General features: G+C 62.6%; 8 protein-coding genes, 1 tRNA gene and 1 pseudogene. 3 read left to right on the top strand and 7 right to left on the bottom strand.

Annotated features, from left to right (window positions below; all coding sequences use genetic code 11):
• Positions 1-323 precede the first annotated feature (323 nt).
• From LQ956_RS11375 to LQ956_RS11365, 3 genes and pseudogenes are all read left to right on the top strand, one after another.
• A complete protein-coding gene (locus LQ956_RS11375) occupies positions 324-1,157 on the top strand; it encodes a PEP-CTERM/exosortase system-associated acyltransferase (protein ID WP_238630039.1) in 834 nt (277 codons plus the stop codon).
• A gap of 20 nt (positions 1,158-1,177) precedes the next feature.
• Positions 1,178-2,041 (top strand): annotated as a pseudogene (locus tag LQ956_RS15115) (ThiF family adenylyltransferase); the annotation flags it as partial.
• A 1,184-nt stretch (positions 2,042-3,225) separates the two neighbouring features.
• Positions 3,226-4,440 carry a glycosyltransferase gene (locus tag LQ956_RS11365; RefSeq protein ID WP_238622469.1) on the top strand — a complete coding sequence of 405 codons (1,215 nt, stop codon included), beginning with the start codon at positions 3,226-3,228 and terminating at the stop codon, positions 4,438-4,440.
• A 93-nt stretch (positions 4,441-4,533) separates the two neighbouring features.
• Here LQ956_RS11365 and prsR read toward each other — a convergent pair whose 3' ends face one another.
• The 7 genes from prsR to LQ956_RS11330 all read right to left on the bottom strand — a co-directional run bounded on the left by prsR (position 4,534) and on the right by LQ956_RS11330 (position 12,588).
• Entirely contained in the window at positions 4,534-5,907 is a 1,374-nt protein-coding gene (gene prsR, locus LQ956_RS11360; RefSeq protein WP_238622470.1) for a PEP-CTERM-box response regulator transcription factor, read from the bottom strand.
• 12 nt (positions 5,908-5,919) lie between these two features.
• Positions 5,920-8,052, bottom strand: coding sequence for an XrtA/PEP-CTERM system histidine kinase PrsK (prsK, locus tag LQ956_RS11355; RefSeq protein ID WP_238630041.1), 2,133 nt, complete (start codon positions 8,050-8,052; stop codon positions 5,920-5,922).
• Between the two features lie 98 nt (positions 8,053-8,150).
• The gene (locus LQ956_RS11350) at positions 8,151-9,674 is read right to left on the bottom strand and encodes a TIGR03013 family XrtA/PEP-CTERM system glycosyltransferase (protein WP_238622472.1); all 1,524 of its coding nucleotides are present in this window, start codon (positions 9,672-9,674) and stop codon (positions 8,151-8,153) included.
• Positions 9,675-10,044: 370 nt separating this feature from the next.
• Positions 10,045-10,120: transfer RNA gene (locus LQ956_RS11345), tRNA-Thr, on the bottom strand.
• A 91-nt stretch (positions 10,121-10,211) separates the two neighbouring features.
• A complete protein-coding gene (locus tag LQ956_RS11340; protein ID WP_238630042.1) occupies positions 10,212-10,844 on the bottom strand; it encodes a hypothetical protein in 633 nt (210 codons plus the stop codon).
• Positions 10,844-11,599 (bottom strand): type III pantothenate kinase, encoded by a 756-nt coding sequence (locus LQ956_RS11335; protein WP_255722444.1) that lies wholly within the window; start codon positions 11,597-11,599, stop codon positions 10,844-10,846. Before LQ956_RS11335 ends, LQ956_RS11340 begins: the two co-directional genes overlap by 1 nt.
• On the bottom strand, positions 11,596-12,588 hold the full coding sequence (locus tag LQ956_RS11330; protein ID WP_238622475.1) for a biotin--[acetyl-CoA-carboxylase] ligase: 993 nt from the start codon (positions 12,586-12,588) through the stop codon (positions 11,596-11,598). The genes LQ956_RS11335 and LQ956_RS11330 overlap by 4 nt, the downstream gene beginning before the upstream one ends.
• Positions 12,589-12,614 lie beyond the last annotated feature (26 nt).

Raw genomic sequence — 12,614 nt, 5'->3', positions numbered from 1 at the left:
CATTGAGTGTAGTCAGATGACCCCCTTGCAAGCCAAACGTAGATCACAGATCGGAAAAGCTACCAGGGAAGAGGCTAATTCCCGGATGATCTATTAGACCTCCGCCGGGGTTCCCCCGTCGGAGAGGGTCGTGAGCTGCTCTCACTCCCAGATACACCGCAAACCATCGCACGGGCATCGACCGGAAAAACGCCCACCTGGATACTGGAGACGGCGTAACTTTCCGGGCGGGTATATACTCGTTCGATACGTAGCAGGATTTCAGAAGGGGTCGATCACCGCACCGAACCTGCCCATTCACGCCTTACCTATGAAACCGCCCCATGCTAGCCATTGACCACTTCTTCAAGTATTTCCGCCTCGATTTCGCCCGCACCCCGGAACAACTCCGAGCCGTACAACGGGCAAGATATGACGTCTACGTGAAGGAATTCGGGTTTGAAAACCCCGATGACTGCCCCGATGGCCTGGAGCGCGACAGCTTCGATATCCAGTCGCTCCACTGCATGGCGATCTACCAGGGCGACAACAAGGAAAAGCGGATGGCAGACGAGGAGATCGTCGCCGGTTGTGTGCGGGTCGTCCTGCCCACGCTGAAAGATCCCGATGGCATGATGCCGCTGGAAAAGTACTGCCAAGCCAGCCTGGCCCCCGGCAATCCCCGACACCCACGCCGCACGCCCAGGGACACGCTGTGTGAAATTTCCCGCTTGGCGGCACACCCCGAGTTCCGCAGACGCCCCAGGGAAGCCGAAACCCGCATCGGTGCCCTGCCCGACAAGCTCGATCTGCCCTCCGAAGAGGAGATGCGTACCTACCCCCTGGTCAGCATGGCCATGATCTGCGCCTCCCCCGCCATTGCCTTGCTGGTGGGCCGCCCCAACATGTTCATCATGGTGGAGCACTGGCTTGCGAAACTCCTGATGCGCATGGGCATCCCTCTGGAGCAGATCGGTGAACCCACTGACTATCACGGCACCCGCACGGCCTACTACATTCGGGCCGAAGGCATCGTGCAGGGCTTCAACTCGGACATGCGACAGCTGTACGACCGGGTGGAGGCAACCTTGCGCGACAATCTGGCCCAGGATGAACTGGGCACCATGATCCGTGCAGGAGACCACCCCATGGGCCTTGACATGAAAAACCAGCCTTAAGTACCACCTGGGGAAGCAGAATGAGCGTATCGGACTTCGATTACCAGACGGCCTTTTCACGCAACTTGGGCTGGCTCACCGAAACGGAACAGATCCTGCTGAAAAGCAAGCGCATCGCCATCGCCGGCATGGGCGGTGTGGGCGGTACGCACCTGCTCACCCTGACCAGACTGGGCATCGGCGCCTTCCATATTGCCGACCTGGATGTCTTTGAGCAGGCCAACTTCAACCGTCAGGCAGGGGCCATGACAAGCACCCTGGATCACCCCAAGGCGGAAGTGCTGGCGCACATGGCCAAGGACATCAACCCGGCCCTGGACCTGAAGGTATTCAATGAGGGTGTACAGGGGGACAATCTCGATGCCTTTCTGGAGGGCGTGGATCTGTTCGTGGACGGGCTGGATTTTTTTGCTCCCCAGATACGTGCGCAAGTCTTTGCCCGATGCCGCGAACTGGGCATCCCCGCCATCACCGCGGGCCCCATCGGCATGGGTACCGCCTATTTGATATTCACCCCGGATGGCATGAGTTTTGAGGATTATTTCCGCATGGCGGGGCTGTCGGTGGAACAGCAATATGTGAACTTCCTGGTGGGCCTCACGCCGTCAGGCTTCCATCGTGATTATCTGGTCGACCCGCAACGCCTGAATCTGGCTGAAAAACGCGGTCCCTCCACCATCATGGCCTGTCAGCTCTGCGCCGGCGTCACCGGAACCGAGGCGGTGAAGATCCTGCTGAACAGGGGGCCGATTCATCCGGCTCCCTACTATCATGTATTCGATGCCTACCGCCCGCGGTATCGCCGGGGCCGCCTGCACTGGGGCAACCGAGGCCCCCTGCAGACCCTGAAATGCAAACTCGGCTACCGACAGGTGGCGCGTCTACTGTCAACCCAGACACAGGCATCCACGGACGCAGCCACACCCGAACTGCCCAAGCCGCTGGCTACCATCCTCTCCCAGGCCCGCTGGGCCCCCAGCGGCGACAACACCCAGCCCTGGCGTTTCGAGATTCACGACGACACCCGCTTCACCATTCACGGCCACGACACCCGTGACCATGTGATCTACGACCTGCGGGGCCGTGCCAGCCAGATCGCGCTGGGCGGATTGCTGGAAACCCTGGACATCGCCGCCGCTACCCATGGATTTCGTTGCGACATCCAGCGACGGCTGGATGCGCCTGAAAACCGGCCCACATTCGACGTGCAACTGATCGAAAGCCCGGCACGAAGCCATCCCCTGGCACCCTTCATTGCGGCCCGTAGTACCCAGCGCCGATCCATGCAGCGCCGCCCCCTTACATCCCGTCATCGTGCCGCGCTGGAAGCGGCGGCGGGCCCGGAGCATGACGTAGTCTGGCTGCAAGAGCCCAAAGAACGTCGCCGCATGGCCAGGCTGCTGTGGGATAACGCCCTGATCCGCCTGACCACCCCCGAGGCCTATCCGGTCCACAGCAGCATCATCGACTGGAATGCGCAGTACAGCACCGAGCGCATCCCCGATCAGGCCCTGGGCATGGACCCCCTGGGGTTGAAGCTGATGCGCTGGGCACTGGCCAGTTGGCAACGGGTTCATTTCCTCAACCGCTACCTGGGAGGCACCCTGCTGCCAAGACTGCAGATGGACCTGCTCCCGGCCCTGAATTGCGGGGCGCATTTCATCATCGTATCCAGACAGCCGCTGACCACCATGGACGACTACATTGCCGGTGGCCGGGCCATGCAGCGTTTCTGGCTGACCGCAACCCGACTGGGCCTGCAATTCCAGCCGGAGATGACGCCGCTGATCTTCGCATCCTATGTGCATGAACAGGTAGAATTCAGCCGCGTGCCCAAATCCATCGAGCGGGCCGTCAGGCTGACCCGGGATCTGCAGGCCCTGGCGGGCGAGACCGCGGTACACCAGGGAGTCTTCATGGGCCGGGTCGGCTACGGTCCCAATCCGGCGGCACGGTCCCTGCGCCTGCCCCTGTCAAAATTGCTCAAGACTTCCGGACACGACAAAATTACTTCATGACCGCGATCTTCCATCCCGATAAAACACACAGTCCAGGGATGGAAAGTAAAATGCCGGCACACCACCAGGCGGACAGGAAACGCATCCTGTTCGTCGGTGAATCCGTCACTCTGGCCCATGTGGTGCGCCCCATGGTGATGGCCCGTGGCCTGGATCCTGCCCGCTACCAGATCATATTTGCCTGTGATGACCGCTACCTGAAACTTTTCGATGCCCTGCCCGGGGATCTGCGCCCCCTGCGGACGATTCCTTCGAGGGATTTTCTGGAAAACCTTGCCAAGGGCAAAGCGGTTTACGACAAGCCTACCCTGCGAGACTACGTACGCTCGGATCTTGAACTACTGGAATCCACTCGACCGGACCTTGTCGTGGGAGACTTCCGGATCTCCCTGGGCATCAGCGCGCGCCTTTGCAAGGTGCCTTACGTCACCATCACCAACGCCTACTGGTCCCCCTACTCACGCCTGAAATTTCCGCTACCCGAACATCCGATCACCCGGGTGTTCGGGGTCGGGCTGTCCGAGTGGTTTTTCTCCAGGCTACAGCCCACGATCTTTGCCCTGCATGCCCAGGGGCTCAATACCATCCGCAGGGAATACGGGCTACCCAGCCTGGGCGGCAGCCTGCAGAAGGCTTACACGGACGCTGACCTGACACTCTATGCGGACATCCCGGCATTTGTGCCGACCACTTCCCTACCGGCCAACCATCAGTGGCTTGGTCCGATACTCTGGTCGCCGGACAGTCCCAGACCCGACTGGTGGGACACGCTGCCGGAGGACCGCCCCATCGTCTACGTCGCCCTGGGCAGTTCCGGGGATCAGCGGATCCTGCCCCGCATCCTGCAGGGTCTGGCCGCCCTGCCCGTAACCGTCATTGCCGCCACCTCCGGCCGCACCCTGAACGACCTCCCCGACAACGCCCTGACTGCCGATTTCCTGCCGGGCATTGAGGCCGCGGCCCGATCATCGCTGATGATCTGTAACGGCGGTAGCCTTTCCACCCAGCAGGCGCTAGCCGCCGGCGTGCCGATCCTCGGGATTGCCGACAACATGGATCAGTACCTAAACATGATGTGTGTTGAAAAATCCGGCACGGGGACACGGATGCGCGCCGGACAGGTCTCTCCCGAGGGAATCGCCAGACTGGCGAGTCAACTGCTTGAGGTGCCCGACTATGCGGAAAACGCCCAAACGTGGGCCAGGATCGTAGCGGAACATGACACCGGCCTGCGCTTCGAAAGACAGATCAGGTCACTTTTGTAGAGCACCTTATAGAGCACCGGCTCGACCACATCCGGCACAAGGGCGCCGAGGGATCCGGCGTCCAGGCCGGCGCCATCGTAGGGCACGCCGGATTCAGGCATCCTCTTTGCCTAAATCATGCTTCTTCAACAAATCATATAGCGTCGGCCGGCTCACCCCCAGCAGTTCAGCCGCCCGGGAGATATTGCCCCCCACCATCTGCAATGTCCGCCGCACCGCCTTGCCTTCCGCCTCGTCGCGTACCCGACGCAGGTTGAGCATGAGCGGGTCTTCGCCGTCGGCCGACAGTTCCAGATCCTCCGCCGTCACCTGGTTGCCTTCGGCCATGATCACCGCCCGCTTGATGCGATTTTCCAGTTCCCGCACGTTGCCCGGCCAGTCATGGCGTTCGATGGCGCTCTGGGCATCCTGTGAGAAACCGCGCATGGTACGCCCCTGCTTGCCGGCAAATCGTTCCAACAGCACACGGGCCAGCAGGTGGGCGTCACCGATACGATCCTTCAGGGCCGGGATATGGATGGTGATTTCACTGATACGGTAGAACAGGTCCTCGCGGAACCGGTCCTCGGCAATGAGGGTGGAAAGGTCCTGGTGGGTGGCACAGACCACCCGTACGTCCACGGGGATCTCTCCCCGGCCGCCGATGCGCTCGATGACCCGCTCCTGCAAAAACCGCAGCAGCTTGGCCTGCAGAGGCATGGGCAGGTCGCCCACTTCGTCCAGGAACAGGGTGCCGCCGTCGGCGTACTCGATCTTGCCCCGGGTCTGCTTGACGGCACCGGTGAAGGCGCCTTTTTCATAGCCGAACAGTTCGCTTTCCAGCAGGTTTTCCGGGATGGCGGCGCAGTTGATGGCCACGAAGGGGCCTTTATTGCGGCGACTCAGCCCATGGAGGGCCTGGGCAATCACTTCCTTGCCGGTGCCGCTGTCGCCCAGCAGCAGGGTAGTAGCATCGGTGGGCGCCACCTTTTCCACGGTGCGGCAGACCTTGAGCATCTCCGGGCTGGCGGCAATGAGGCCCGGCAGGGGTTCGGTGGCCTGGCGGGCCGACAGGCGGCGGTTTTCCGCTTCCAGTTCGAACAGGCGGTGAGCACGCCTGACGATGAGATTGAGGATGTCCGCGTCCACCGGCTTCTGGTAGAAATCGTAGGCCCCCAGGGCCACGGCCTTGACGGCGTTGTCGCGGTCGTTGTTGCCGGTGACCACGATCACCTTGGTCTCCGGGGCCAGGGAGAGGATCTGCTCCAAGGTGGCAAGACCTTCGGTGGCACCGCCCGGATCCGGCGGCAGACCCAGGTCCAGGGTGACCACGGAGGGTTCGCCGCGACGCAACTGGGCAATGGCCTCCTCCCGGTTCTGAGCGGTCAGGACCTCGAAGTCGTCAAAACACCAGCGCAGCTGACTGAGCAGGCCGGGGTCGTCCTCCACCAGGAGAAGTACGGGATTTTGCTGAGTGCTTCCGGTCAACGTCTGGGTGCCTCACTGGCCGTGGTCTGGTTGCTTTTCTGCGAGCGGGAGAGGGGCTTCTTCTTGTTCCTGGGCCAAAGGAATACTGATCCGGAATCGCGACCCCACGCCCGGTTCGCTCCACACCTCCAGATCCCCCCCCAGGGCGCGAACGAATTCACGGCTTTCATAGGCGCCGATGCCCATGCCGGTGAGTCCCTTGGTGGTATCAAAGGGCCGGAACAGGCGTTCGCGGATGAACTCGGCCGTCATGCCGGTGCCGCTGTCGCGGATCTCCAGGTAAGCCTGGCGGCTGTCACGCCGGAGATTGAGCCTCACCTCGCCCTCGGGCGGCGTGGCTTCCTGGGCATTCTGGATCAGATGATTCATCACGGACAGCAATCTCTCCGGGTCAGCCAATACCGGGATCGGCGCTCCATTGTGAGCCAGTTCCGGCATCGGTGCACGCCCCTGAGCCTGCGCCACGGCGCGGGCGGCCAGAAGTGCCACATCCACCGGCGCCATGTCACGCCCCGGATCTCCGGTACGCAACTGCAGCATGAGCTTGTTCATGCGCTCCACGGCGTTTTCCACCGTGCCGATGGCATCCTTGAGAAAGGCCGGATTGTCGCCATGGCGTCGGGCATTGCTGACCACCAGGGACAGCTGGGCGATCAGGTTCTTCAGGTCATGCACCACATAGGCGGACAGCCGGTTGAAGGCCTCGAACTGCCGGGCCTCGGACAGGGCCTGCAGGGCCTGCATCTGGGCCAGATGGCTGGCGGCCTGAAGCCCGGCGGTCTTGAGCAGGTCCCGGTCCTCCCAGTTCATGGTGCGGTGGGCCCTGGGGGGCAGCAGCACCACGAAGCCCAGCAATTCCTGCCCTTGTTTCAATGGAATCAGCAGCCAGATCCGTTCACTGTGCCGTATCCAGTCCGGCAGCCGCAGATCGGGATGGCGGTGGGGTTCGGACCGGCATTCCTCCACGTCCAGCACCCAGCCCGTGTCCAGCAGATAGCAGGCCAGACTGCCGTCCATCGGCTCGGCATGGTGGCCGGCCTCGGCCATGTTGATCTGGGCCATCTGGGTGAAATGCCGACCGCCGCTGCGCATCCACAGCTGCCCACCGGGGCTGTCGACGATATCCGCCAGGGCGCGGATCACCCGGGTGGGCAGGGCCTCATGCCGGGTCTCGTCGGCCAGGGTGGAGATGAAACGCAGCCACTCTTCCCGATAGTCGTACTTGTAGTTAAAAAAGTGTTTGCTGACAAAGACCTTGAACTGAGCGCGCAGGCGCCCGGAGGCAGCCAGCGCCAACAGGCTCACCAGGGCAGCAAACAGGAATACGACTTGGAATACCTTGCCCCATTCACCGCCGAAGACCCGCAGATAGTAGCCTGCCGCCGCCATCAGCAGTAGATAGACACCGGCCCCCAACAGGGTGGCTGTGTGGAAGACCATGCCCCGAGAGACATAGACATCCAGGGACCACCGGGGATTGCGGGCGGCAGACACGGCGATCAGGGGCACTACCAAAGCGTTGATGAATCCCCTCGCCTCCCACAGACCCGCATCCACGTTGCGAAACAGCAGGGACTCGGCGTACATGTAAAAATCGAACAGATAGATGCCTCCCACACCGAGACACAGATATTTGATCGCCCACCGCCCCTCCCGGGAAGTATTGCGGTAGATCTGTTCCACCAGCAACAGGGCAATGAGGGTCAGCAAGAGCTTGCCGCCGAGGAGGACATCCCCGCGCATCCAGGCCTCCGGCAGCATGGAATGGAGCAGCAGGTAGATGGATAGCCCCAGGATCAGCAGCAATGCCGCCACACCCAGCAAGATGAGAGGACGACCCGGATCAGTATTCGCGGCGTCTGCCGGGGATGAGGGCGTGCCGGGGCGTGCCTGCCAGAGCAACCCCCAGAGAAATCCGATCCAGGCCGCATCCCGGAGCAGTTCGGCGGGGAAAGCAAGGAACAGGGGGATGCGTTCGGGCCAAGCGGCCTGGGCGGCCAGGGTCAGCGCCCAGAGGATGCCGGCAGCGGCGGCCAGGATCAGCAAGGCGCCCTGCAGGCGGCGCTGCCAGCCGATCAGCAGCACGGCCAGCAGAGCGAAAAAGCCGGTGGCGGCGATGGCGTATCCGGTCACGCCCAGGGACACGGGAAACCTCCATGGTCATCCCTCCTCCCCGCCCGCGTGGGAGAGGGTCGGGGTGAGGGAGAACGATGCCTGCGGGGGAGCGTGAAGGCTGACCGCTGTCAGCGCGAGCCTCTGCCCCAGAGAACGACTTCCACGGTCTGGACAATGGTCAGCAGATCCAGGGACATGCTCTGATTCTTCACATAATAAAGATCGTATTTGAGCTTCTCGAAGGCATCCTTCTCGGAGGCCCCGTATGGGTAATGGATCTGGGCCCAACCGGTGAGCCCCGGCTTGACCCAGTGGCGATGGTGATAATAGGGGAGTTTGCCGCCCAGTTGTTCCACAAACTCGGGGCGCTCGGGCCGTGGACCGACGAAGCTCATGTCGCCGCGCAGCACGTTGATGAGTTGGGGCAACTCATCCAGTCGTGTCTTGCGCATGAAGGCACCAAAGCGGGTGACCCGGGGATCGGATTTCTGGGCCCAGCGGGCCACGCCGTCCTTCTCAGCATCCATGATCATGCTGCGGAACTTGAACAGCGTGAAGGGCTTGCCATGCTGCCCGGTGCGCACCTGGCGGAAGACGACCGAACCCTGCCCCTTGCTCTCGATCATGACGGCGACGGCACAGATCAGCATGAAGGGCCAGACAAAGGCCAGCATGGCCAGACTGGTGACCACGTCCAGTGCGCGCTTGGCATACTGCTGATAGAGGGTCTGGCGAAAGCCCCGTCCGAAGATCATGCTGGAGGGACGCAAGATATCCAGCTTGAGCAAACCCGCCTCCCGCTCGAAGAAGTCGGCGATGTCCAGCACATGCAGACCCTGCATCTTGCAATGCATCAACTCCTCCGCCGGAAAGCCGCCGCGGGGATCATCATAGGCGATGACAAGATCGTCCACGTGATGACTGCGCACGAACTCGGGTAACGGGGTGTCCAGCCTCAGCGTGGAATCACTGGCCACCTTGGTCTTTTCCCCGGGTCTGGGCACAAACCCCACGAGGATGAAACCCACCTGATCGGACTTGCGCCGCAGGCGATTGAACAGTTGGGCAGACTCCCCCGCCCCCAGTACCAGCACCCGCCGCTTGAAGGCATCGTGAGCCAGCAGCCGGAAAATGCCGAAACGGGTGACCAATATGCCGGGAATGGCCAGGCCCATGGCGATGGCCATGATGCCACGACCAAAGTACAGGTCCGGAAAGACATAAAAGAGCATGGACATCATGGCGACCGACAGCAGGGCGGCGCCCAGGATCCGTAGTACCACTGCGTTGGCGCCACCGCGGAATCCCCGTCGGTAAAGGCCCATACTCAGCATACCCACCATGCCCAGCACAACAAAGGCCAGCATCTGCAGGGACCAGATGATGTCCAATACGGCCGGGAGGGGCGGTGGAAACGGAAGTTTGATGAAACAGGCGGCCAGAAGTGCCAGGCCGAAGACCAGGGCCTCGGCGGAGGCCAGGAAAATGACCGGGGTGGAGATATCCCGTCCGAGGATATTGATATGACCGTGCCTGACCCTGACCGGCCGCTTTATCCCCGCCGTAGCCGAACTCAGCCCACTGTGGGATGTGTTACGAACGCCGGGTTGAGGTTGAACTTCATATTCTGCGCTGTCGACGACGGTAGCCAACACCCTATTTTCTGCTGGATTGCCCATACCCAAACCTCTCTCTTGCTTGGGTGACACGCGGTGATCAACCTGATCCTGGAGTGACGGTAGGTATGTCGATACCTGCCGTCCTTTACACCATGCCACGGACTTATATGACGTGTGTCACACATACTATGTGACGCAGCTCACACTTTTCAAGCCCTACGGCTGAGGATAGTCGATTTTTTTGACAGTGTCTAAGGGGCAGACGAACCGGAGCAGGCCATTCGAGCAGCTTGAACGGCTGACGGGAGGCACAAGGGGAGCATACGGGAGGCATAAGGTCAACGGGTGGGCCGCAGCTCCATGTAAGGTCCGCACCTTTGGGCAAGGAAAAATCATACCAAGATGGTGCCGGCACCAGGAGTCGAACCCGGGACCTACTGATTACAAGTCAGTTGCTCTACCAGCTGAGCTATACCGGCCTTGCCCACGTTAAGACAACAGGTGAACTCTACCATCACGTGCAGTGATTGGGTATCCCTCACCGGCTTTCAGGCAAGGTCCCAAGGCAATTTACCGACACGTCCGCTCCACCAGCAAAATGCCCTCGGGCAACCCTGGAAGCAACGCCCCAAGCATTTGCAAGGAGACATCCACCTCGACCCAGTACAGGGTCACATCCCGGTAGCGCGTCTCAATGACGGGCTCCAGCCCGATCCCGCGCACCTGCTCCAGGCGTCTCAAGGCCCTGGCGTGCTCGGAGAACAGCCCCAGTGACAGGCCATCCCGATGGGGACCGTCGGTGATGATGAAATGATCATTCATCCCCCGGGCCGCCAGCATTGCCATGGCCGCCTGCGCCCCGGCTCGGCCGTCAGTGGGCTCAAGCACCACCCAGTAGGACAGGGGCATGGACTCGACCATGGGCCGCACACGGTATAACAAGCCTTCGCCCGATAGCAGGGCCTGCAAGGGAGCGGCCGCCCGGGGGGTACTGAAGGGTCCCAGGCTGACGCAGGCAGCCCTCCCTGCCTGCGATATCCCATCCGTGGAAGGCACGCCTTCACTCAGCAACCGAAGCAGGGGAATGTCGGCGCGCTGCTGCATTGGCACCGGCTCCAGAGCGTGCTCCGACGCAGGCCGTGCCGGTCCATACAGCAGATACGCCAGGTTCAGCATCAGCAATAGCAGAAACAGCCACCGCATCAATCGCGATCCGCCACGTGGGCCAACCCCCGAAATACCAGGTGCGGCTCCACGGACCAGTCGTCATCCAGCAGGGGTTGAAGGTGCCGGGCATCGCCACCGGTGAGCAATCGAGCCGGAGCAACGCCGTCAGCGCCCATGTTCTTGAGCAGTCCACGACTCAGATGCGCAATAGCGGCCGCCAGACCTTGCAGCGTCCCCGAGGCCACCGCGTCGGCCGTACAGACCGCCACGTGGCAATCATCCTTCCCCTCGGTCATGCCGGCCACCCCCGGTGCCCGTCCCAGGCTGCGACGCATAAGTCCCAGCCCCGGCAGGATCAGGCCGCCCCGATGTCGCCCTTCCGGTACCAGCAGGTCCAGGGTCACCGCCGTGCCGCAGTCCACGATGATGGCGGTTTCATGTCCCAGCGCCCTGGCACCGGCCATGGCCGCGTAGCGATCCAGCCCGAGCCGGGCCGGCTCAAGATAGTCGCTGTAAATCCCATGCAGGGCAGGATCCGATGAAAAGAAGCGCGGGACAGGCCAGCCTCGAACCTCGCACAATTCACGACAGGCGCACCGAAAATCATGCCCAAGCACCTCCACCACCCAGACCGCCTCGGGCGTGACCGATCCCAGGGCGGCATCAAGACGGCGCGGAAGATCCGCCCAGTCGCTCCCGCCGTGGGCCACCCCCCCGGAAGCTCCCGGCACGCCCGCTTCCCAGCAGCTCCATTTGACACGGGTGTTACCCCCGTCCAGCAGCAGTTTCATGGATCGGCCCGCAAGCTGACCTCCCCCGCCTCCACAAGCTCCATGCCCCCCGCGGTCAGCACCCGCAACCGCCCACCGGCATCCACACCGCACCCTGTACCCTCCAGGGTGCGGGTTCCCCGGACCACCACCGACCGGCCGGCGCAGGCATCATGGGCCAACCACTGCGCCCGGTAGGCGGCAAAGCCGGGGTCGGGATAGGCGATAAGCATGTCGGTCAAGGCCTCCAAGAGCCTGGCGGCCAGGACATTGCGGGACACAGCCGGATCCAGGCCGGCGCCCTGTAGATCGCCATAGGGCTGATCGATGGGCAAGCCTTCGGGCAGACGCAGATTCAGTCCCAGACCCAGGATCAAACCGGCCCCAGAACCTGCCTGGGCGTGCCCTTCCACCAGGATGCCCCCCAGCTTGCGGCCATGGACCAGGATGTCATTGGGCCATTTCAGGCTCAGCCCCCGGGCACCCAGGCTTTCCAGCACCCGGATGACCACCACCCCCGTCGCCAGGGTGATGGTGGGGTCCGGTACAGGCCAGTGGTGGATATCCCAGAGGATGGACAAGGGCAGCCCGGAGCCCGGCGGCATGAGCCACTGCCGTCCCCGACGTCCGCGCCCGGCCCACTGGATATCGGCCACACAGGCCATCGGCGGTGCCATCCCCTGGCGGCGCATCTGCGCCAACCGGGTATTGGTGGAGTCCACCTGTTCCAGGACGTGTAGCTTCAGGCCGCGGTCACCGCCGGTGCCGGCCGCCCTGATGCGCGCCTCATCCAGCAACTCCAGCGGATCCCGAAGGCCCACTCGGGCCTCCGTCCTCAGCAATGCAAGGCCCAGGGAGTCCAGGATATCCAACCCCGCTTCAACCTCGGACTCCGCAATGGACAGATGCTGCGCCAGTTCCGCCCGGGGCCAGGCGGACCGCCGGGCAAGCGCCCTGAGCAGGCCGTCCGGAAAAACCGGGCGATTATCGGTGAATGAATGACCAGACATGCGTGGTGCCGGTTTTTAGGTTATCC

Source organism: Ectothiorhodospira lacustris, from assembly GCF_022227845.1.
Classification (GTDB): Bacteria; Pseudomonadota; Gammaproteobacteria; order Ectothiorhodospirales; family Ectothiorhodospiraceae; genus Ectothiorhodospira; species Ectothiorhodospira lacustris.
The sequence above is the reverse complement of the archived record's forward strand: the minus strand, read 5'-3'. Positions and strand labels throughout refer to the sequence as shown.